General features: G+C 73.2%; 21 protein-coding genes. 14 read left to right on the top strand and 7 right to left on the bottom strand.

The features are described from left to right. Positions 1–43: 43 nt before the first annotated feature. A complete protein-coding gene (locus tag ACI79T_RS02670) occupies positions 44–1,327 on the bottom strand; it encodes a DegT/DnrJ/EryC1/StrS family aminotransferase (RefSeq protein WP_456608501.1) in 1,284 nt (427 codons plus the stop codon). Positions 1,328–1,625: 298 nt separating this feature from the next. Then, on the bottom strand, positions 1,626–3,056 hold the full coding sequence (locus ACI79T_RS02665) for a class II fumarate hydratase (RefSeq protein WP_456608500.1): 1,431 nt from the start codon (positions 3,054–3,056) through the stop codon (positions 1,626–1,628). Between the two features lie 172 nt (positions 3,057–3,228). Between ACI79T_RS02665 and ACI79T_RS02660 the strand changes: the two genes are divergently transcribed. Next, positions 3,229–3,885, top strand: coding sequence for a hypothetical protein (locus ACI79T_RS02660; RefSeq protein ID WP_456608499.1), 657 nt, complete (start codon positions 3,229–3,231; stop codon positions 3,883–3,885). 47 nt (positions 3,886–3,932) lie between these two features. Continuing rightward, a complete protein-coding gene (locus tag ACI79T_RS02655; RefSeq protein ID WP_456608498.1) occupies positions 3,933–4,616 on the top strand; it encodes a DUF1707 domain-containing protein in 684 nt (227 codons plus the stop codon). A 76-nt stretch (positions 4,617–4,692) separates the two neighbouring features. Here the strand turns inward: ACI79T_RS02655 and glpX are convergent, their stop codons facing one another. Further along, positions 4,693–5,745, bottom strand: coding sequence for a class II fructose-bisphosphatase (glpX, locus tag ACI79T_RS02650; RefSeq protein ID WP_456608497.1), 1,053 nt, complete (start codon positions 5,743–5,745; stop codon positions 4,693–4,695). Positions 5,746–5,912: 167 nt separating this feature from the next. Here glpX and ACI79T_RS02645 point away from each other — a divergent pair, with 167 nt between their 5' ends. Next, positions 5,913–6,506, top strand: coding sequence for a DUF4245 domain-containing protein (locus ACI79T_RS02645; protein WP_456608496.1), 594 nt, complete (start codon positions 5,913–5,915; stop codon positions 6,504–6,506). 131 nt (positions 6,507–6,637) lie between these two features. Continuing rightward, positions 6,638–6,931 carry a hypothetical protein gene (locus ACI79T_RS02640; protein WP_456608495.1) on the top strand — a complete coding sequence of 98 codons (294 nt, stop codon included), beginning with the start codon at positions 6,638–6,640 and terminating at the stop codon, positions 6,929–6,931. Positions 6,932–6,960: 29 nt separating this feature from the next. On the opposite strand, the gene ACI79T_RS02635 is transcribed toward ACI79T_RS02640, so the two are convergent. From ACI79T_RS02635 to ACI79T_RS02625, 3 genes are all read right to left on the bottom strand, one after another. Further along, positions 6,961–7,182 carry an exodeoxyribonuclease VII small subunit gene (locus tag ACI79T_RS02635; RefSeq protein WP_456568223.1) on the bottom strand — a complete coding sequence of 74 codons (222 nt, stop codon included), beginning with the start codon at positions 7,180–7,182 and terminating at the stop codon, positions 6,961–6,963. Then, positions 7,179–8,420: an exodeoxyribonuclease VII large subunit gene (gene xseA, locus ACI79T_RS02630; protein WP_456608494.1), complete on the bottom strand. Its 1,242-nt coding sequence runs from the start codon at positions 8,418–8,420 to the stop codon at positions 7,179–7,181. Before xseA ends, ACI79T_RS02635 begins: the two co-directional genes overlap by 4 nt. Positions 8,421–8,545: 125 nt before the next feature. Then, on the bottom strand, positions 8,546–9,724 hold the full coding sequence (locus ACI79T_RS02625; protein ID WP_456608493.1) for a lipid droplet-associated protein: 1,179 nt from the start codon (positions 9,722–9,724) through the stop codon (positions 8,546–8,548). Between the two features lie 144 nt (positions 9,725–9,868). Here ACI79T_RS02625 and ACI79T_RS02620 point away from each other — a divergent pair, with 144 nt between their 5' ends. Next, entirely contained in the window at positions 9,869–10,831 is a 963-nt protein-coding gene (locus ACI79T_RS02620; RefSeq protein WP_456608492.1) for a 4-hydroxy-3-methylbut-2-enyl diphosphate reductase, read from the top strand. A gap of 15 nt (positions 10,832–10,846) precedes the next feature. Here the strand turns inward: ACI79T_RS02620 and ACI79T_RS02615 are convergent, their stop codons facing one another. Further along, complete coding sequence (locus tag ACI79T_RS02615) at positions 10,847–11,671, bottom strand: IclR family transcriptional regulator (RefSeq protein ID WP_456608491.1); 825 nt, start codon at positions 11,669–11,671, stop codon at positions 10,847–10,849. A 151-nt stretch (positions 11,672–11,822) separates the two neighbouring features. On the opposite strand from ACI79T_RS02615, the gene ACI79T_RS02610 reads away from it, so the two are divergent. The 9 genes from ACI79T_RS02610 to lhgO are packed head-to-tail and all read left to right on the top strand — an operon-like array spanning position 11,823 to position 20,294. Then, positions 11,823–13,037: a CaiB/BaiF CoA transferase family protein gene (locus ACI79T_RS02610; protein ID WP_456608490.1), complete on the top strand. Its 1,215-nt coding sequence runs from the start codon at positions 11,823–11,825 to the stop codon at positions 13,035–13,037. Between the two features lie 2 nt (positions 13,038–13,039). Beyond that, entirely contained in the window at positions 13,040–13,822 is a 783-nt protein-coding gene (locus ACI79T_RS02605) for an enoyl-CoA hydratase-related protein (RefSeq protein ID WP_456608489.1), read from the top strand. Between the two features lie 5 nt (positions 13,823–13,827). Next, positions 13,828–14,277: a PaaI family thioesterase gene (locus ACI79T_RS02600; RefSeq protein ID WP_456608488.1), complete on the top strand. Its 450-nt coding sequence runs from the start codon at positions 13,828–13,830 to the stop codon at positions 14,275–14,277. 40 nt (positions 14,278–14,317) lie between these two features. Beyond that, a complete protein-coding gene (locus ACI79T_RS02595) occupies positions 14,318–15,301 on the top strand; it encodes a Bug family tripartite tricarboxylate transporter substrate binding protein (RefSeq protein ID WP_456608487.1) in 984 nt (327 codons plus the stop codon). Positions 15,302–15,324: 23 nt separating this feature from the next. Further along, positions 15,325–15,834: a tripartite tricarboxylate transporter TctB family protein gene (locus tag ACI79T_RS02590; RefSeq protein ID WP_456608486.1), complete on the top strand. Its 510-nt coding sequence runs from the start codon at positions 15,325–15,327 to the stop codon at positions 15,832–15,834. Positions 15,835–15,851: 17 nt separating this feature from the next. Further along, positions 15,852–17,438: a tripartite tricarboxylate transporter permease gene (locus ACI79T_RS02585; RefSeq protein WP_456608485.1), complete on the top strand. Its 1,587-nt coding sequence runs from the start codon at positions 15,852–15,854 to the stop codon at positions 17,436–17,438. Then, positions 17,435–17,935, top strand: coding sequence for an AbrB family transcriptional regulator (locus tag ACI79T_RS02580; RefSeq protein WP_456608484.1), 501 nt, complete (start codon positions 17,435–17,437; stop codon positions 17,933–17,935). The genes ACI79T_RS02585 and ACI79T_RS02580 overlap by 4 nt, the downstream gene beginning before the upstream one ends. Beyond that, complete coding sequence (locus tag ACI79T_RS02575) at positions 17,932–19,068, top strand: CaiB/BaiF CoA transferase family protein (protein WP_456608483.1); 1,137 nt, start codon at positions 17,932–17,934, stop codon at positions 19,066–19,068. The genes ACI79T_RS02580 and ACI79T_RS02575 overlap by 4 nt, the downstream gene beginning before the upstream one ends. Further along, positions 19,065–20,294: an L-2-hydroxyglutarate oxidase gene (lhgO, locus tag ACI79T_RS02570; RefSeq protein WP_456608482.1), complete on the top strand. Its 1,230-nt coding sequence runs from the start codon at positions 19,065–19,067 to the stop codon at positions 20,292–20,294. Before ACI79T_RS02575 ends, lhgO begins: the two co-directional genes overlap by 4 nt. Positions 20,295–20,503: the final 209 nt, after the last annotated feature.

Raw genomic sequence — 20,503 nt, 5'->3', positions numbered from 1 at the left:
CACCTCCCCGCGGCACGTTCGGCCACGAGCAGCGGCGGGCGGTTCACTGCGTCGGTCCGGGGGCAGTCACCGGGGCGGCTCCGGGGCGGTCCGCTGCGCTCCCGGCGATCACCTCCCGGGGGTGGGGTACGCCGCCCGGTGCGCCGAAGGCGGCCGGTTCCCGCATGGGCTGCGGCAGGCGGCGTGGCGTCGTTGCGACGACGCGGAGCACCAGGTCCCGAATTCGCTCCAGGGAGTCCGCGCTGATGTCGTTGGCCATCGGCAGGCCCACGATCCGCTGGGACAGCGATTCGGTGACCGGCAGGTCGCCCACCCGCCGGGCCGACGTGAGCGCCGGGAGCAGGTGCATCGGCGGGTCGAAGTACGCGCGCACCTCGATCCGTGCGTCGTGTGCCTTCTGGAGCAGCAGGTTGCGGGCGGCGGCGGTGGGCAGCGCGACCGGCACGAACTGGAACGTGGAGCCGGCGGAACCGGCCTGGAACGCGACGCCGGTGGGCTCCAGCTCGTCCCGCAGCCACCCGGCGGCGGCACGGCGGCGCGCCAGCACGTCGTCGAACCGGTCGAGCACGGCGAGGCCCACGGCGGCGGTGAGCTCCGGCATCTTCCCGTTGATGCCGAGGTGGCCGGTCACCGAGCGGGTCTGGTCGAACCCGAAGTTGATCAGCTCGGCCGTCGCCTCGAGGACCTCGGCGGAGCGGGAGGTGACCAGCCCGCCCTCTCCGATGGCGAAGGGCTTGGTGGCGTGGAAGCTGAAGACCTCCGCATCGCCCTGGTCGCCCAGCGGGCGGCCGTCCTCGTCGACGGCGCCGAACCCGGCCGCGGAGTCGACGACGACGGGGACGCCCAGGTCCAGCAGGGCGGCGGCCAGCGAGGCCCGGCGGGCCCGGCTCGGGGCGGTGCCGAACGTGGAGCACTGCAGCACGCCGGCCAGGGAACCGCGCAGGCCCCGCAGCCGGGCGAGCGACTCCTCCGAGGGCTGCCAGTCGTAGGGGTCGATGTCGACGAACACCGGCTCGAACCCGGCCCAGATCACCGCGTTGACGCTGGCGACGAAGGTGAACGAGGGCACCGCGACCAGGCGCCGCGTTCCCCGGGGGGTACCGAGGCAGGCGCGCAGCGCCACCATCAGGCCGGACGTCGCGTTGGTGACCGCGACGCCGGGGAGGTCGAGCCCCAGGTGGTCGGCGCAGGCGCGCTCCAGCCGGGCGACGCACGGTCCGCCGTTGGAGAACCAGCGCAGCCGCTCGGCCTCGGCGAACCAGGGCTCGACCTCGCGCAGGCTCGGCAGCACGGGCGCCTGGAAGCGGATCAGCTCGTGTGCGACCACCGGGTGCACTCCTCACGTGACGGGTCCGCCGGCTGGACGCCCGTGGACTCCGCCGACCGTCCTGGCGGGGTGCCCCGCTGGACGCGCCGAGCGCGCATCGACCACACGGGCGGGCTGGGCGGGCCCGCACGGGCCCGGCTCCGGACAGGGGGGATCGTCACCCGCTCGCCGGGCCGCCGTGCCCACGACTCGCCGTCGCCATCCGGCCACGCACGGTCTCTGGGCAGAGGAGTGCCGCTGGGCCCCAGGAGTCACAGCGGTCCCGGCCGGCACCGCGCCGGCCGGGACCGCCGGTGGGTCAGGGGTGCGTCATGGACAGCACGTCGAGTGCGGCATCCAGCTGCTCCTCGGTGAGCTTGCCCTGCTCGACGTAGCCGCGCTCCACGACCACCTGCCGGATCGTCTTCTGCTCCTTGAGCGACTGCTTGGCCACGATCGCGGCCTCCTCGTAGCCGATGTACTTGTTCAGCGGCGTGACGATCGAGGGGGAGGACTCGGCGTAGGTGCGGCACTGCTCCACGTTGGCCGTGATGCCGTCGACGCATCGGTCGGCCAGGAGCCGGCTCACGTTGGCCAGCAGCCGGATCGACTCGAGCACGTTGCGCGCCATCAGCGGCAGCGTCACGTTCAGCTCGAAGACGCCGGTGGTGCCGGCGTAGGTGACCGCGGCGTCGTTGCCGATCACCTGGGCGCCGACCTGGATGACCGCCTCGGGGATGACCGGGTTGACCTTGCCCGGCATGATCGAGCTGCCCGGCTGCAGGTCCGGCAGGGCGATCTCGCCGAGGCCGGTGCGCGGGCCCGAGCCCATCCAGCGCAGGTCGTTGGCGATCTTCACCAGGCCGACGGCGATCGTCTTGAGCTGCCCCGATCCCTCGACGAGGGCGTCGCGGGAGCTCTGCGCCTCGAAGTGGTCCCGTGCCTCCGACAGCGGCAGCTCCATCTGACCGGCGAGCTTCTCGATGATCGCCGCGGCGAACCCGGGCGGGGTGTTGATGCCGGTGCCCACGGCGGTGCCACCGAGGGGCAGCTCGCCGATGCGGGGCAGGGAGGCCTCCAGCCGCTCGACCCCGTAGCGGACGGCCGCGGCGTAGCCCCCGAACTCCTGGCCCAGCGTCACCGGGGTGGCGTCCATCAGGTGGGTGCGGCCGCTCTTCACGACCTCCGCGAACTCCTCGGCCTTCCGCTGCAGCGACGCCTCCAGGTGTCGCAGCGCCGGGATGAGCGTGACGACGATGGCGCGGGTGGCGGCGATGTGGATCGCGGACGGGAAGACGTCGTTGGACGACTGCGAGGCGTTGACGTGGTCGTTCGGGTGCACCGGCGCGCCGAGCGACTCGGTGGCGAGCGAGGCGATGACCTCGTTGGTGTTCATGTTGCTCGACGTGCCCGAGCCGGTCTGGAAGACGTCGATGGGGAAGTGGTCGTCCCAGTCGCCGCGGGACACGGACCCGGCGGCCTCGGTGATGGCGTCGGCGATCGACCGGTCCAGCACGCCGAGGTCGGCGTTGACGGTGGCCGCCGCGCCCTTGATCGCGGCCAGGGCGCCGATCAGCTCCCGCTCGATCGGTGTCCCGGAGATGGGGAAGTTCTCGACGGCACGCTGGGTCTGCGCCCGCCACTTGGCCCAGGAGGGGACGCGGACCTCTCCCATGGAGTCGTGCTCGATGCGGAAGTCGCTGGTGTCCTGGCCGTTGCCGTCCTGCGCTGCGCCGTTCTGCTGGGCCACGCTGTGCTCCCGGTGGTGTGGATGGTGACAGTGCTCCGCACGGGACCCTAGACACCCGTGGGAGGACAGGTGGGTTCCGCCCTCGCCGGGGTCCGCCGAGGAGGGCCGTGAGTGCCGGAGGGATCCGCGCCGTCCACGGTGCCGACCCGGCCCGAGCCCCGAGGAGGGCCCCATGTCCCAGCCGCCCCTGACGCCGGGTTCCGGCGGCACGCCGTCGCCCCCGGAGCAGGCCGTCCCCGGGTGGCCGGCCCCTGATGCCGGGTGGGCCGCTCCCGGTGCGCAGCCGGTGCCGGACTGGGCGGCGACGACGTCGTGGCAGCCGGCCGGGCCGGCCCCCGCTCCCGCTCCCACGGCGCCGGCCGGGCGGAGCCGCCGGGTCGTCGCCGGTGCCGCCCTCGGCGGGCTGGCCGTCGGGGCGGTCGCCGCCGCGTTCCTGGTGAGCGCGGTGTTCGTCGGCAGCGCCGAGGACATCGGCCGCGCGATGGCCGAGGAGCTGACCCCCGGTCTCGCCGAGGGCATCCGCGAGGGGCTGGCGGAGGGCACCCAGGACCAGATGGACTCCGCCATGGGCATGCTCGAGGAGGGCATGGGCTGGTACGGCGGCATGCCGGCCGGGACCGTCGAGCAGTTCCCGCCGGTGGCGCCCGGTGACCTCGGCCCGGACCAGACCCTCGACGCCTACGCCCAGGGCTGCTTCGACGGCGACCTGCAGTCCTGCGACGACCTGATGTACGAGTCCCCGCCGCTGTCGGGCTACGAGGAGTACGCCAGCACCTGCGGCGGCCGGGTGAAGGCCTACACGGTGATGGTCTGCACCGAGCTGGAGTGAGCTCCGGGCGCCCGCGCGGCGCACGGTCTCGGCTAGCGTCCGGGGGCGTGAGCGATCCTGAGGACACCGCCCGCCCGCCCGCCGTGCGCGTCTCCGACGCGGAGCGGGAAGCGGTGGTGGCCCGGCTGCAGGCGGCCGTCGGGGAGGGACGCCTCGACCTCGACGAGTTCGGTCAGCGCGCGGAGGCCGCCTACGCGGCGCTGACCCGCGCCGACCTCGACCAGCTGGTGGCCGACCTGCCCTCCGACGCCCCTCCCCGGGTGCAGCTCGTGGGGCAGCGCCCGAGCGAGGAGGTGACGAGCGTCTTCGGCGACATCACGCTGACGGTCGGCACGGCGCCGCCGCAGCGCGCCGGCACGGTGTTCGGCGACATCCGCATCGACCTGCGGGGCCTGCGGACCGAGGCCGACCGGATCGACCTGACCCTCAGCACCGTCTTCGGTGACGTCGACGTCATCCTCGCCGAGGGGGTGGACGGCGAGCTGCACGGGCGCACCGTGTTCGGCGACCGGCGGGTCGACCTGGCGCCCGTCCCGCGGCTGGCGGGCACGCCGCTGGTCGTCGTCCACGCGAAGGCCGTCTTCGGCGACCTCCGGCTGCGCAGCCTCGCACCGGGGGACTCCCCGACCCGATGGGGCGCCCTGATGGAGAAGCTCGCCGCCCGCAAGCAGCTCCCACCGCGGCCGCCGATCCCGGGTGCCCGGCCGCCGTTCCCGCCGCCGCCGATGTGACCGACGGCGGGCCCGGGCCGCTCCCGCACGCCTGCGCGGAAGCCTCCGGGCCCCACCCGGCGTGACCGGGCGTCAGTCAGTCGCGGTCGAAGGGCACCGCGGAGTAGGCCCGCAGCTTCTCCAGCGAGTGCAGGCTGTCGATCGAGCGGATCGTGCCCGAGCGGGAGCGCATGACCAGCGACTGGGTGGTGCAGCCCCCGGCGCTGTAGCGGACCCCGCGGAGCAGCTCGCCGTCGGTGATGCCGGTGGCCACGAAGAAGACGTCGCCGCGCACCAGGTCGTCGATGTGCAGCACCCGGTCCAGGTCGTGGCCGGCGTCGAGGGCCTTCTGCCGCTCGTCGTCGTCCTTGGGCCACAGCCGGCCCTGGAGCGCGCCACCCATGCACTTGAGCGCGCAGGCGGTGATGATCCCCTCCGGGGTGCCGCCGATGCCCAGGAGCAGGTCGACGCCGGTGCCCTCGCGCGCGGCGGCGATCGCACCGGCGACGTCGCCGTCGGTGATGAACTTGATGCGGGCGCCGGCCTCGCGGACCTCCTGGACCAGCTGCTCGTGGCGGGGCCGGTCGAGGATGCAGACGGTGACGTCGCCGACGGAGCTCTTCTTCGCCTTGGCGATGCGGCGGATGTTCTCCGCGACCGGCGCGGTGATGTCGACGACGTCGGCCGCGGCCGGGCCGGTGGCCAGCTTCTCCATGTAGAAGACCGCCGAGGGGTCGTACATCGCGCCGCGCTCGGCCACGGCCATGACCGCGATCGCGTTCGGCATGCCCTTGGCCATCAACGTGGTGCCGTCGATCGGGTCGACGGCGACGTCGCACTCGGGCCCCTGACCGTCGCCGACCTCCTCGCCGTTGTAGAGCATGGGCGCCTCGTCCTTCTCGCCCTCGCCGATGACCACGACGCCCCGCATGCTCACCGTGCCGATGAGCGCGCGCATCGCGTCGACCGCCGCGCCGTCACCGCCGTTCTTGTCGCCGCGGCCCACCCAGCGCCCGGCAGCCATCGCGGCCGCCTCGGTCACGCGCACCAGCTCCAGTGCCAGGTTCCGGTCGGGAGCCGGGCGGTCGGCGGAGAACCTGTGCCCGCCCGTCGTCGCGGGGAGGGGGCCTTCGGGAAGGGGCAGCGACACAGGACCTCCTGGTTGGGCCACCGGGTGGTGGCGGTGCCCGGGCCCGGCCGTGCCCGGCGGGTGCGTGCCGGGCGGATGCCGCGTGGGCGCTGGGCGCCGGTGGGGGAGAGCTCGCCTGCGATCCTAGGGCCATGACCGGAATCGGCCCGACGAACCAGCGTCCCCAGGTGCCCGACGACGCAGGCGCCTCCAGGGCCGAGGTGCCGCCGCCGTCGTCCGCGGTGCAGCGCGCGGACCGGATGAGCGCGGCCAACATGCTGCGCTCGCTGCTGCCGCTCGTGGTGATCTGCCTGCTGATCGTGGGCTGGATCGCGTTCAAGAACGACCCCGGCGACCCGGTGCGCGAGATCGACCCGTCCACCACGATCCAGCTGGCCCAGTCGCGGGCGGACTACCCCGTGCCTGCCCCGAGCGGGCTGGGCGAGGACTACCGGCCGACCAGCGCGCGCACCGATGCCGGCAACGCGGCCGAGGGCGACGCGGTCACCCTGCAGATCGGGTACCTGACGCCGTCCGGCGGCTACGCCGGCTACGTCGTCTCCGACGCCCCCGAGGCCGACGCGGTGACCGCGGTGCTCGACGGGGCGACGGAGGACGGCGCCGTCGAGCTGGCCGGCGAGCAGTGGACCCGCTCCACCACGCAGCGCGGGGAGACCGCGCTGTCCCGGGTCACCGACGGCGTCACGCTGGTGGTCACCGGCTCGGCCGACGACGACGAGCTGGCAGCCGTGGCGGCCGCGGTGCGGCCCTGGGCCGGCTGAGCCGCCGGCCGGGGGGCGGCGGGCGCAAGGTCACGACATGGTGACTCCCCGGTGCGTCCGTCCGCGGCGTCGGACCCGCGCCGGGAAGGTGTGGGCATCGACCACTGGACCGACTGCCTGAGGAGCCCCGGATGCTGGCACGCGAGGACTGCACGAGCAGTGATCACCGGGCTCCGGCCGACGGCGGGTCGTGCGCCTGCGGGATGGTGACCCGGATCCCCGTGGCCCAGGCCCCGGTGGCGACCGACGTGCGGGACGTGCTGGCGCGCTGCCTCGACGACGAGGCGTTCGGCGCGCCCGCCGGGGCCCGCCCGTCCGCGGACGGGGCGCCGGTGCTGCAGCAGCGCGTCGAGCGTGTGCTGGCGGCCCTGGTGGAGGCCGGGTTCGTGGTCGCCCCGGACACCCGGCTCCGCCCGCCCGCCTGAGCCCCGGGTGCCGGCGGTCCCTCGGCGGCTCAGGCGTCATCGGCGGGCGCCGCTGCGGCCAGGCGCTCGCGGGCGCGGTCCAGCCAGTGCTGGCAGAGGCGGGCGAGCTCCTCGCCGCGCTCCCAGAGCGCCAGCGACTCCTCCAGCGTGAGGCCGCCGGCCTCCAGCCGGCGGACGACGTCGGCGAGCTCCTCCCGCGCCTGCTCGTAGGTGGTCGCCGGCTCCGGGCCGCGCTCGTCGGTGGTGCTCATGCTGGGTCCTCCTGAGGGGTGGGCGCGGCGGCCCGGTCGACGCGGACGGGGAGCCGGCCGCCGGCCACGCGCACCCGGAGCAGCTCGCCGTCGGACACCGAGGCCGGGTCGCGCACCAGCGAGCCGTCGGCCTGCTGCACGACGGCGTAGCCGCGCTCCAGGGTGGCGGCGGGACTGAGGGCGGCCACCCGCGCCCGGGCGTGCTCGAGGTCGCGCTCGGCCGCCTCGACCCGGTGGGTCAGCGTGCGGCGGGCCCGGGTGCGCAGGGCGAGGACGTCGTCCTCGCGGCCGTGCAGCAACCGGTCGGGGGAGGCCAGCGCCGGGCGGGTGCGCACGGACTCCAGCCAGCGCTCCTGCTGCTCGAGCCGGGCGGTCACGAGGTGCCGGGCGCGGGCCCGCAGCCCGTCCACCAGGCGCCGCTGCTCCCCGATCTCGGGCACGATGCGGTGCGCGGCGTCGGTGGGCGTGGCGGCCCGGACGTCGGCGGCGTGGTCGACCAACGTCGTGTCGGTCTCGTGGCCGACGGCGGTGACCACCGGCGTGCGGCAGCCCGCCATCGCGCGGACCAGGCCCTCGTCGGAGAAGGGCAGCAGGTCCTCGACGGAGCCACCGCCGCGGGCGACCACGATGACCTCGACCGCCGGGTCCGCGTCCAGCGTGCGCAGGCCGTCGATGACGTTGGCCGCCGCCTGCGGGCCCTGGACGACGCAGTTGTGCACGGCGAAGCGCACCGCCGGCCAGCGGCGGCGCGCGGTCACGAGGACGTCGCGCTCGGCGGCGCTGTCCCGGCCGGTGATCAGCCCCACGACGCGGGGGGCGAAGGGCAGCGGCCGCTTGCGCGCGGTGTCGAACAGCCCTTCGGCGGCGAGCAGGCGGCGGATCCGCTCGATCCGTGCGAGCAGCTCGCCGAGGCCGACCGCCCGGATCTCGGTGGCCCGCAGCGAGAAGGAGCCGCGGGCGACGTAGTAGTCCGGCCGGGCCCGCACGATGACTCGGGCGCCCTCGGTCAGCTCGAGCCCGGGGCGTTCGGCGACGTCGCGGTGGCAGGTGACCGGCACCGAGAGGTCGGCCGCGGGATCGCGCAGGGTGAGGAAGATTGTGGCGGCGCCGCTGCGCCGGGAGAGCTGCGCGACCTGACCCTCGACCCACACCTCGCCGAGCCGGCCGATCCAGTCGGCCACCTTGCGGGCCACCGTGCGCACCGGCCAGGGGGCTTCCGGGCTGGACGGGGCGGTCATGCCCCGAGCGTGTCAGACGGCACCGACACCACCCGGACGCCCCCTCCCGGCGACATGTGCGCATGACGCCGGGGCGCGACCCCGCCCCGGCTCACGCGCCGGGGCGGGGTGCAGGACGTGCTGGTTCAGGCGCCGCGCGGGGACAGCGGGCTGGACTCGACCGCCTGCTCCTCGAGCTTCTCCAGCCGGTTGCGCAGCATCCGCAGGTAGGGCTCGCGGGCGCGCGTGGCCTGCTCGTAGGCCAGCAGGTCGGAGACGGTGTTCAGCTGGTACCCGCGGAGGCGGCCGCGCAGCTGGGCGATCGAGAAGCTGTCGTAGCCGTCGACGGGGGCTTCGGTGGGCGCCTGGGCGCCGGAGTCCTCGCTGCCGGCCTGCTCGACGGCGGGCTGGTCGGTGGCGGGCTCGGCGTCGGTCGTGCCCCCGGTGGCCTCGGCCACGGGGGAACCGCTCTCGTCGACGGCGACGTCCGTACCGGCGTCCGTGTCGGTGGCGGCGGTGTCGGTGGTGCTGCCGTCGGTGGTCGCCACGGTCTCGTCGGTACCGGGCTCCTCCGCCGGCGCCTCGACGGCGGCGACCCCCTCGTCGGTGATCGCGGCGTCGACGGTCTCGATGTCGCCCTCGGCCGTGAGCACGTCCACGGAGGTGGCGACGTCGGCGGTCGCGTCGGCCGCGGGGGCCGGGTCGCTCTCCAGCAGGGCCCGCTCGAGGGCGTCGGCGTCCTCGGTGGCCGCCGCCTCGTCGGTGCCCGGGGTGAGCGGGTCGGTGTCCGGCGTCGTCGGCACCATCTCGTCGATGGCGAGCTCGTCGAGCACCTCGTCGGTGCTCGGTGCCTCCTCCGCCGGCAGGTCGGTGAGGCTCTGCTGGGCCTCGTCCGCACCGTCGGCGAGGTCCTGGACCCCGTCGGCGAGGTCCTCGACGAGCTCCTGGCTGAGGTCGTCGATCGCGGCGACGACGGCGTCGGCGGCCGGGTCGTCGGGGAGGTCGGCCACCTCCTCGTCGGTGATCGCGCCGGCGTCGGCGACGCGGTCGAAGGCCGAGCCGCGGAAGCCGGCGGCCGGCTCCTCGTCGTCGTCGAAGGTTGCCAGCCCCGGTTCGGCGTCGCCGCGCAGCCCGACGAGCAGCTCGTCACCGCGGGCGACGAACCCGGCGTAGGTCTGCTGCACCTTCATCGCGTGCTGCATCGCCACGCCGATGACGCGGACCGGCAGGCCGGGCAGGGTCTCGGGCAGCTTCCGGGCCTCGTCCAGCACGGTGGCCGCCAGACCGGCGGCGGCGCGGACAACCTCGGGGATCTCACGGGACATGGCCACAGCGTGCCCCAGAAAGGACCCGGCGACACACCCGACCAGCATCGATGCGCCCGCCGGGGGGATGTGCCTGGTCACATCCGTGCCCCGCGTCACCCGCGGCCGCCGTCCGAGTGCTCCCGGCCCACCTACCATGGGTGCATGGCTGATCAGCGCGGACGTGTCCTGCTGGCCGATCCCCGGGGCTACTGCGCCGGCGTGGACCGGGCGGTGGTCGCCGTCGAGCGCGCCCTGGAGATCCACGGTGCGCCGGTGTACGTCCGGAAGCAGATCGTCCACAACAAGCACGTCGTGGCGACGCTCGAGCGGCGTGGCGCCGTCTTCGTCGACGAGACCGACGAGGTGCCCGAGGGCTCGGTCGTCGTCTTCAGCGCGCACGGGGTCTCCCCGGCGGTGCACCAGGAGGCGGCCGACCGGCAGCTGCACACCATCGACGCCACCTGCCCGCTGGTCACCAAGGTGCACCAGGAGGCCAAGCGCTTCGCCCGGGACGACTACGACATCCTGCTGATCGGGCACCGCGGGCACGAGGAGGTCGAGGGCACCTCCGGGGAGGCCCCGGCCCACATCCAGCTCGTCGACGGCCCCGAGGACGTCGCGAACGTCCAGGTGCGCGACCCGGAGAAGGTGGTCTGGCTGTCCCAGACCACGCTGTCGGTCGACGAGACCCTGGCGACGGTGGACCAGCTCAAGAACCGGTTCCCGGGGCTCCAGTCGCCGCCGAGCGACGACATCTGCTACGCCACGCAGAACCGGCAGCAAGCCGTGAAGAAGATGGCGGGGGAGTGCGACCTGGTGCTCGTCGTCGGCTCCACCAACTCGTCGAACTCCGTGCGGCTGGTCGAGGTCGCCCTGGAGGCCGGGGCGCGCGACAGCCACCTCGTCGACTACGCCGCCGAGATCGACGAGGCCTGGCTCGACGGCGTGCGGACCGTGGGCGTCACCAGCGGCGCCTCGGTGCCGGAGATCCTGGTCAGCGAGGTGCTCGACTACCTGGCCGCGCGGGGCTACCCGGACGTCGAGACGGTGAAGGCCGCCGAGGAGCGGCTGGTGTTCGCCCTGCCGCACGAGCTGCGGAAGCCCCGCGCCTCCTCCGGCGACTGACCGGCCGGCCGGCGGTCAACGACCGCCGGCCCGCAGCACGGTCTCCTCGACGCTCGACTCCGTCGCCCCGAGCTGCTCGGAGATGGCCCAGGCGCTCTGGGCGACACGGCGGCCGAGCTGGTCCGCGCGGGCGTCGTCCATCCGCACGCCCGGGACCGACAAGCCCAGGGCGCCGATGACCTCGCCGGTGTGGTCGAACACCGGAGCTGCGACGGCCCGGATCCCCGAGGTGCGCTCGGCGTTCGAGCCGGCGTAGCCGCGCCGGCGCGCCTCGGCCAGCTCCGCCCGCAGCCGCTCGGGGTCGGTGATCGTCGCGGGCGTCACCGCGGTGATGGGACGGGCGAGCCACCGGTCCTGCTCGTCGGTCGGGAGCACGGACAGGATCACCTTTCCCGGCGCACCGTGCGGCAGCGGGATGGGCACACCGATGTCGGTGTAGGTACGGCGCAGCTCGTGGTGGCTCTCCACCTGGTCGACGACCACCCGCTCGCCGGTGGGCAGCAGCTCGTGGAGGCCCACGGTCTCGTCCACCTCGTCGCGCAGCGCCGTCATCACCGGCCGAGCGGCGTCCCGCAGCGTCGTCGGTAGCGCGCCGCTGCGCGCCAGCTGGACGAGCAGGGGCCCCAGCCCGTACCGGCGGTCGGGTGTCTGCCGCACCAGCCGGTTGGCCTGCATCGCCATCAGCAGGCGATGGGTCGTGGTGGTCGACAGGCCGGTCGCCCGTGCGAGGTCGGAGATCCCGAGCGTCGGCCGCCGCGCGTCGAAGCAGCGCAGCAGCGCCACGGCCCGGTCGATCGACTGCACGCTGCTGCGGCCGGCGTTGCTGTCCTCGTCGCCCACGTCTTCTCCCCCGATGACTCGGTCGTGCCTCTCACGGACCTCCACCGCCGCGTTCAGAAACCAGCATGCCGGAGGCCTTGACGGTATGGCGCGCGTCACTCTACGGTCGTCCCACCAAACGGAACTGCATCCCACTATACGGAATGAGCCCATGCTTCCACTCGACGGCTTCCGGGTGCTGGACCTGACCCGGTTCCTCTCCGGTCCCTACTGCACGATGGTGCTGGCCGAGCTCGGCGCGGACGTCATCAAGATCGAACAGCCGGTGACCGGTGACGACTCCCGTCGCATGGCGCCGAAGGTGAACGACGAGAGCTACCCGTTCGCGATGCCGAACCGGAGCAAGCGCAGCGTCTCCGTCGACCTGAAGAGCGATCGCGGCCGGGAGCTGTTCCAGCAGCTGGCCCGGGACGCCGACCTGGTCATCGAGAACTTCCGGCCCGGCGTGGTCCGGCGCCTGGGGATCGACTACGAGTCGCTCAAGGCCACCAACCCCGACATCCTCTACTGCTCGATCAGCGGCTTCGGCCAGACCGGGCCGTACCGCGACCGGCCGGGGTTCGACATCATGGCCCAGGGCGTCGCCGGCTTCATGCGCATGACCGGGGAGCCGGGCGGCAAGCCGGCGAAGGTCGGGATCGCCATCAACGACATCGCGGCCGGGGTCACCGCCGTCTACTCGATCATGGCGGCCGAGATGGTCCGCCGGGCCACCGGTGAGGGTCAGTACATCGACATCTCCTTGGTCGACGCCGGCCTGGCCTGGACGGTCTGGGAGTCCGGCGCCTACTTCGCCGACGGCGAGATCCCGCAGCCGACCGGCACCCGCCACCGCCGCTCCACCCCGTACCAGGCGTACCGCACCGCAGACGGATACGTGGTGATCGGAGCCAACAACGACCGGCTGTGGCTGCGCCTCATCAACGACGTGCTCGGCGTCCCGGAGTGGGCCGAGGACCCGCGGTTCGCCACGCTCCCCGACCGCATGAGGAACATCGACGAGCTCGAGCGGGAGATCGAGGCCATCACGACCACGGCTCCCACCGACGTGTGGATCGACAAGCTGGACAAGGCGGGCGTCGTCGGTGGCCCGGTGCTCAGCTACGACGAGTCGCTGCGGGACGAGCACGTGCTCGCGCGGGACATGGTCGTCGAGCTCGAGCACCCGATCATCGGCCCGATGAAGACCATCGGCCCGCCCGCCAAGTTCTCCGGGCTGGACTTCAAGGTCCGAGGACCTGCGCCGTGGCTCGGCCAGCACACCGCCCAGGTCCTCGCGGAGGCCGGCGTCGACGAGCACGACATCAAGACCCTGTTCACCGAGGGCGTCCTCTACGACGCCCACCCCGACCTGCAGGAAGGCTGACGATGTCCGACCACCTCCTCGTGGAGCGCCGCGGCGAAGTCGCCGTGGTGGTGCTCAACAAGCCCGAGAGCCACAACGCGATCAGCATCGACATGTACCGGGACCTGCCCGGCTTGGTCGCCGGTCTCGACGCCGACCCCACCGTGAAGGTGCTGGTCCTCCGGGGGGCGGGGGAGAAGTCCTTCGCGTCCGGCGCGGACATCAGCGAGTTCGAGCGCGAGCGCGGCAACGCCGAGGCGGCGCGGAACTACAACGAGCACGTCGCGGCGGCCGAACGGGCCATCGAGGGCGCGACCAAGCCGACGATCGCCATGATCCACGGCTACTGCATCGGCGGCGGCGCGGGTCTGGCGCTGGCGTGCGACATCCGCTTCGCCGACACCCGCGGGCGGTTCGGCATCACCCCGTCGAAGCTGGGGCTGGTCTACAGCCTGGAGTCGACCAAGCGGGTCGTCGACCTCACCGGCCCGTCGCGGGCCAAGTGGATCCTCATGTCCGGCCAGCAGATCCAGGCCGAGCGCGCGCTGCAGCTGGGGCTCTTCGACGAGGTCTACCCCGTCGAGGAGCTGGAGACGGCAACCTTCGAGTTCGCCGAGCTGCTCACCACCCGGGCGCAGGTCAGCGTCCGCGAGGGCAAGGCCATGGTCGGCCGGGTGGTGGCCGGCCAGGTCGCGGACGACGAGGAGACCATCCGGATCCGCAACTCGTCGTTCGACACCGAGGACTACGCCGAGGGCGTCCGCTCCTTCCTGGAGAAGCGCGCCCCCCGGTTCACCTGGTCGTGACGCGGATGCCGACCCCCCTCGCCGAGACGGCCGTCGAGCGTGCCGAGCAGGCGGCGGCCGACCCCGCCCAGGAGTTCGGCAACTTCTTCCTGGGCCGGTTCCTCGGACTGGACATCAGCTACGACGACGAGGCCCAGACCTCGACGGTGGTGCTCCCGTACGCACCGTTCCTCTGCAACCCGCAGGGGACGATGCACGGCGGGATCATCGCGACGGCGATGGACATCTCCATGGGCCATCTGTGCCACCGCTTCCTGTCCACGGCCGTGACCGTGGAGATGCAGTTCCGCTTCTTCCGCCCGCTCACCGGGACCGGCCGCATCGAGGGCCGGCTCCTGAAGCCGGGGCGGCGCATCGTGCACCTCGAGTCACGTCTGTACGACGAGCACGACCGGCTGGCCGCCTTCGCGTCCGGCTCCTGGCACCGCTTGGACGGCGTCCAGAACCCTTCCTGATGACCCGGATCCGGCACTGACGCCGGTTGGAGGTACAGCAATGCGTACCAAGCTCATCACCGCGGCCGCCGCGGCAGCGTTGACCGTCTCGCTCACCGCCTGCGGCGCCGGCTCCGCGAACTCCGGCGGCTCCGGGGGCGGCGACTACCCGTCCGAGCCGCTGGACTGGACGATCGCCTTCGGCCCCGGGGGCGGGAACGACATCATGGCCCGCACCATGGTCGACATCCTCCAGAAGGAGGAGCTGTACCCGGAGAACATCGAGATCCAGAACCGGGAGGGCGGCAGCGGGGCGACCGGCTGGGGGTACCTCCTGGGCCAGGCCGGCTCCGGCTACGGGGTCTCCACGACGTCGGGCTCGTTCATCACCACGCCGCTGCAGGCCGACACCGGCTGGGAGCCCACGGACTTCACGCCCGTCGGGTTGTTCGCCACCGACGACGCCCTGCTGCTGGTGCCGGGCGAGGGCCCGATCGACACCTGGGAGCAGTGGGTCGAGGCCGCCCAGCAGGAGCGGCTGGTCGTCGGCGGGATCGGCACGGTCAACGTCGACTTCATCGTCAGCGCGATGCTGGCGGAGCAGGCCGGGTACGAGGTCGAGTACGTGCCCTTCAACGAGGAGGGCCAGCTGCAGACGGCGCTGCTGTCCGGCGCGGTCGACGCGATGATCTCCAACCCCGGGTCGATCCTCGGCCAGGTCGAGGCCGGTGACATGCAGCCGCTGCTCTCCACCGCCCCGGAACGGCTCGACGTCCTGCCGGACGTCCCGACCGCCGAAGAGCTCGGCTTCGAGGGCCTCCCCTCCATGCCGCGCGGCCTGATCCTCCCGCCGGACGCGCCGGCCGAGGCCCAGGAGTGGTGGATCGACACGATGAAGCAGGTCGTCGAGACCCCTGAGTGGCAGCAGTACCTGGACGAGAACTACCTGTCCGAGGACCTCCGCTGGGGCGAGGACTTCACCGAGTACCTCACCGAGACCCAGGACCGGTTCGAGGAGATCCTGACCGAGCACGGGGCGCTGTGACCGCCCCTTCGGGGAGCGTCACGGTGGGGCGGCGTGGTCTGCGCCGTCCCACCGGCAGGTCCCTCTTCCTGGCCGTCCTGCTCGTGGTGCTCGCCGTCTACACCCAGATGGCGTTCGACATGGAGTGGCGGACGGTGGCCGGCCGGATCGGCGCCGGATTCTTCCCGCGGATCATCGGGGTCCTGGCCCTGGCGATCACCGCGTACGCGCTGGTCACCAGCCTGCTGCCCGGTGCGGTGGACGGCGAGGACGAGGTGGGCGGCGAGGAGGAGGCCGGCGACGCCGACCTCGGCCGGCACCCGCTGCCGCTGCTCGTGGTGATCGGCCTGGCTGCGCTCGTCGTGATCGTCTTCGTCCCGCTCGGGATGATCGTCGCCAGCGCGCTGTTCCTCGCCGCCGTCCTCTTCCTCCTCAACCGCGGGCGTCCGGTCATGAACGTCGTGCTGAGCCTGGCGGTGCCGGTCGCGGTGTACCTGCTGTTCCAGACGCTGCTGAACGCAGGTCTGCCTGGCGGCATCCTGCCGCGCTTCTAGAACCCGGAGACCCGACGTTGGACGTCTTCAATGATCTCGGCCAGGGGATCCTGGCCATCCTGACGGTGCAGAACGTGCTCCTGCTCGGCGCCGGTGTGCTCATGGGCATGGTCGTGGGCGTCATGCCCGGGCTGGGACCCTCCGCCGGGCTGGCGATCCTGCTGCCGATCACGTTCACCCTCGATCCGACCGGCGCGGTCGTCATGCTCGCCGCCGTCTACTACGGCGCGATGTACGGCGGCACGATCACGTCGGTGCTGATCAACACCCCCGGTGAGTCGGCGACGGTGGCCAGCACGTTCGACGGCTACCCGATGGCCAAGCAGGGCCGGGCCGGCCCGGCCCTGGTCATGGCGGCGGTCGCCTCGTTCGTGGCCGGGACGATCGGCGCCGTCCTGATCAGCGTGGCCGCTCCACTCACGGCCTCGGTCGCGGCGAGCTTCGGCCCGCCGGAGCTGTTCCTCGTCGTGATCCTCGGTCTGTTGACGCTCATCGTGATCGTGGGGAAGAACCGGCTCCTCGGGGCGCTGTCGGCGCTGATCGGCTTCGCGCTGGCCACGGTCGGCATCGACATCGGTGGCGGTGAGCAGCGCTACACCTTCGGGTCGACCGAGCTCATCAACGGCATCGACTTCATCCCGGTCGCCATCGGGCTGTTCGGCGTGGGGGAGGTGCTGCACACCCTCTGGCGCGGTGGCCACCTGGAGAAGCTCGGCTACTTCAGCGTGAGCGCCCGCAAGCGTGGGTTCTGGCCCACCAAGGAGGACCGGCGGGAGTCGCGGGGCCCCATGGTGCGCGGCTCGTTCCTGGGCTTCTTCGTGGGGACCGCGCCCGGCGCGGGAGCCACCGTGGCCTCGCTGATGTCCTACAACCTGGAGAAGTCCATCTCCCGGAAGCCCGAGCGGTTCGGCAAGGGCGCGATGGCCGGGCTCGTCGGCCCGGAGGCGGCCAACAACGCCGCCTCGGCGGGCGCGATGGTGCCGCTGCTCACCCTCGGCATCCCGGGGTCGGCCTCGACCGCGGTGCTCATCGGTGGCTTCCTGATGTGGGGGCTGCAGCCCGGGCCGCTGCTCATGGAGCAGAACCCGGAGTTCGCCTGGGGGCTCATCGCGAGCATGTACCTGGGCAACGTGATGCTGCTGCTGGTCAACATCTTCTGCATCCCGGTGTTCGCCAGTGTCGCCCGCGTGCCCTTCCGGGTGCTCGCGCCGATCATCCTGCTGGTCTGCATCGTCGGGACGTTCACCGTCAACGGCAGCATCATCGAGGTCGGCATCATGCTGGTCTGCGGCATCCTGGGCTTCTTCATGCGCCGGTACGGCTTCTCGCCGGCCGCGCTGGTGATCGCCCTGGTGCTCGGCCCGCTGGGCGAGGAGACGCTGCGCCAGACGATGCTGATCTCCGGCGGTGACTTCGGCATCTTCCTCGAGCGGTCCACCTCGGTGGTGCTGCTGGGTGTGATGGCCTTCCTGGTCCTGGTGCCGCTGCTGACGCCGTACCTGCGCCGCGCGACGGCCGCCCGGCTCGACGCCATGAGCCAGCGGCGTCGAGAGCGCCGGGACGAGGCCGAGGCGTCGCGAGAGCGCGACCGGACCTCGGTATGACCTTCGCCTCGGTGGCGACCACGCTGGTCGCCGCGCTGGTGGGCGCCGCCCTCGCCACCCTGCTCAAGCTGCCGGCGGCCCCGCTGCTGGGCGCGATGGTGGGCGTAGGGGTGGTGAAGCTGACCAGCGAGCTGACCTTCCAGATCCCCGGGGTCGGACGGTGGATCGTCTACGTGGCGGTCGGCTGGCTGCTCGGCCAGACGGTGACCAAGGACGCCCTGGGGGCCCTGCGGTCGCACGTCGTCGCCGTGCTGGTCTGCGTGGGCCTGTTCCTCGTCTTCGGACTCGTCCTGGCCTGGGGGCTGTGGCGCTTCACCGATCTGGACGTCCACACGGCGCTCCTGGCGACCGCCCCCGGAGGGATCGCGCAGATGGGGGCGCTCTCGGCCGAGGCGCAGGTGAACGCGCCCCTGGTCCTCGCCGTGCACGTCCTGCGGATCACGTCGGTGATCGTGCTGATGAGCCTCGGCATCAAGCTCATGGGAGGGAAGTCGTGACCGGTCCGCTGACCGGCGTGCGGGTGGTCGATCTCAGCCGGGCCCTGGCCGGGCCGTACGCGACGATGATGCTCGCCGACGCCGGGGCCGACGTGCTCAAGGTCGAGCCGCCGACGGGCGACGACAGCCGCGGATGGCTGCCCTTCGTCGAGCGCGACGGGGCCCGCGAGTCGGCGTACTTCCTCGCCGCCAACCGGGGTAAGAAGTCGGTGCGCCTGGACCTGAAGTCCGAGGAGGGCGCCGCCCGCCTGCGGGAGCTGTGCCGGACGGCGGACGTGCTGGTGGAGAACTACCGGCCGGGTCTGCTCGATCGGCTGGGCCTGGGCCTCGAGTCGCTGCGGGCCGACAACCCGGGACTGGTGACCCTGTCGATCACCGGCTTCGGGTCGGGCGGCCCGGACGGGCACCGACCGGGCTTCGACCAGATCCTCCAGGCGGAGGCGGGCCTGATGAGCCTGACCGGTGCGCCCGACGGGGAGCCGACCCGGGTCGGGCTGCCGATCGCGGACCTGCTGGCCGGGATGTTCGGTGCCTTCGGGGTGAGCGCCGCCCTCCGGGAGCGGGAGACGACGGGGCGGGGCCGCGCGGTGGAGACCTCGCTGCTCTCCGCCGTCGTCGCGGTGCAGGCCTTCCACGGGGCCGGGTGGCTCACCGCGGGCGTGGAGCCCGTGCGCACCGGCAACCGGCACCCCTCGATCGCCCCGTACGGGGTGTTCCCCTGCGCCGACGCCTCGATCGTGGTGGCCGTCGGCTCCGAGGGGCTGTGGCGCCGGTTCGCGGACGCCGTCGGGATCGACCCCGCCCGCCCCGACGTCGCCACGAACGACGACCGGGTCCGCCACGTGCGCGCGCTGGAAGCGGAGATCGGGGACATCCTGAGGACCCGTCCCGCGGACGCGACGCTGGCCGCGCTGAGCGCCGCCGGGGTGCCCGCCGGGCGCATCCGGACGATCCCCGAGGTCTACGACTGGGCGCAGGTGCGGCACCTGAGCCTGGTGCACGAACTGGAGCACCCCACGCTGGGCACCGTGGCCGTTCCCGGCTCGGCCCTGCGGTTCGACGGTGCGCCGGCGGCCAGCCCGATCGCGCCACCGGTGCTCGGACAGCACGAGGAAGAGGTGGTCGACAGATGACCGGACCCAGGATCGCGGTGATCGGCGGCGGCATCGTGGGCGCCGCCGTCGCCGAGCGGCTGACCCGCGCGGACCCGACCGCACGGGTCGTCCTGATCGAGAAGGAGGAGGGGCTGGCCCGGCACCAGACGGGACGCAACAGCGGTGTCGTGCACGCCGGGTTGTACTACGCGCCGGGCTCCCTCAAGGCCACGTTGTGCCGCCGGGGCGTGGGCCTGCTCCGGGAGTACTGCGAGCGGCGGGGCGTCGCGTACCAGGAGATCGGCAAGGTGCTGGTCGCGCTCGACGCGGTGGAGGAGAGCCGGCTCGCCGACATCGAGGACCGGGCCCGGGCCAACGGGGTGCCGGGCGTGCGGCGGATCGACGCGGACGAGCTCCGCCACATCGAGCCCCACGTCCGGGGCGTGGCCGGGCTGCACTCCCCGACGACGGCGATCGTGGACTACCCCGGGGTCACCCGTGCGCTCGCCGAGGACCTGGTCGACCGCGGGGGCGAGGTGCGTCTGGGCGTCGAGGTGATCGGTCTGGCCGAACGTGGCTCGCAGGTGCTGGTGACCGGACGGACGCCCGACGGGCCGCGGACCGAGGAGCTGTTCGACCTCGTCGTCGCCTGCGCCGGCCTCCAGGGTGACCGGGTCGCGGAGCTGGCCGGGGACGCGCGGGAGCCGCGGGTGGTGCCGTTCCGCGGCGAGTACTACCTGCTGCGGCCGGAACGCCGGCGTCTGGTGCGTGGCCTGGTCTACCCGGTGCCCGACCCGCGCTATCCCTTCCTCGGGGTGCACCTGACGCCACGGGTGGACGGCGAGGTGATGGTCGGCCCCAACGCGGTGATGGCCCTGGCGCGCGAGGGCTACGACTGGACGACCGTCTCGCCCCGGGATCTGGCCGAGGTCGTCGGCTACCCCGGTTTCCGCCGCTTCGCCCGGCAGCACTGGCGCACCGGCGTCCGGGAGATGGTGGGGTCCTTCAGCAAGCGGGCCTTCGTGGCCGCCGCCCGCAGGTACGTGCCGGAGCTCCGGGTCTCCGACGTCGTTCCCGGACCGCGAGGGATCCGGGCCCAGGCGCTGGACCCCGACGGCGCGCTGGTCGACGACTTCCGGATCACCCGTCGCGGTCCGGTGCTCGCCCTGCGCAATGCCCCCTCGCCCGGCGCGACCTCGTGCCTGGCGATCGCCGAGCACGTGGTCGACCAGTTGCTCGGCACCGACGCAGCGGGTGCCGCGTGAGCGCTGTCATAGGGCTACCCGCCGAAGCCACTCCTGGAGGAGGACTCCTGTGCGACTGACGTCCCTGAGGATCGACGGTGGCGAGCCGGCGGCGCTGGTCCGGCCGTCGGGTGCGGTGTTGTTGACGGCGGTGAACGAGGCGCTGGGCACCACCTGGTCGGGCACGGTGCAGGAGCTGCTGGAGCACGGTGAGGTCGAGGCGCTGCGCC

It is taken from the genome of Blastococcus sp. SYSU DS0619 (assembly GCF_054051035.1).
Note: the sequence above shows the minus strand (reverse complement) of the source record. Positions and strands in the feature narration are given on the sequence as shown.

Excerpts from the sequence above, each read along its gene's own strand:
- ACI79T_RS02660 (WP_456608499.1), top strand. The coding sequence starts at position 3,229 with ATGTCCCAGCCGCCCCTGACGCCGGGTTCCGGCGGCACGCCGTCGCCC.
- ACI79T_RS02640 (WP_456608495.1), top strand. The coding sequence starts at position 6,638 with ATGCTGGCACGCGAGGACTGCACGAGCAGTGATCACCGGGCTCCGGCC.
- ACI79T_RS02635 (WP_456568223.1), bottom strand. The coding sequence starts at position 7,182 with ATGAGCACCACCGACGAGCGCGGCCCGGAGCCGGCGACCACCTACGAG.
- xseA (WP_456608494.1), bottom strand. The coding sequence starts at position 8,420 with ATGACCGCCCCGTCCAGCCCGGAAGCCCCCTGGCCGGTGCGCACGGTG.
- ACI79T_RS02625 (WP_456608493.1), bottom strand. The coding sequence starts at position 9,724 with ATGTCCCGTGAGATCCCCGAGGTTGTCCGCGCCGCCGCCGGTCTGGCG.
- ACI79T_RS02620 (WP_456608492.1), top strand. The coding sequence starts at position 9,869 with ATGGCTGATCAGCGCGGACGTGTCCTGCTGGCCGATCCCCGGGGCTAC.
- ACI79T_RS02610 (WP_456608490.1), top strand. The coding sequence starts at position 11,823 with ATGCTTCCACTCGACGGCTTCCGGGTGCTGGACCTGACCCGGTTCCTC.
- ACI79T_RS02605 (WP_456608489.1), top strand. The coding sequence starts at position 13,040 with ATGTCCGACCACCTCCTCGTGGAGCGCCGCGGCGAAGTCGCCGTGGTG.
- ACI79T_RS02600 (WP_456608488.1), top strand. The coding sequence starts at position 13,828 with ATGCCGACCCCCCTCGCCGAGACGGCCGTCGAGCGTGCCGAGCAGGCG.
- ACI79T_RS02595 (WP_456608487.1), top strand. The coding sequence starts at position 14,318 with ATGCGTACCAAGCTCATCACCGCGGCCGCCGCGGCAGCGTTGACCGTC.
- ACI79T_RS02580 (WP_456608484.1), top strand. The coding sequence starts at position 17,435 with ATGACCTTCGCCTCGGTGGCGACCACGCTGGTCGCCGCGCTGGTGGGC.
- lhgO (WP_456608482.1), top strand. The coding sequence starts at position 19,065 with ATGACCGGACCCAGGATCGCGGTGATCGGCGGCGGCATCGTGGGCGCC.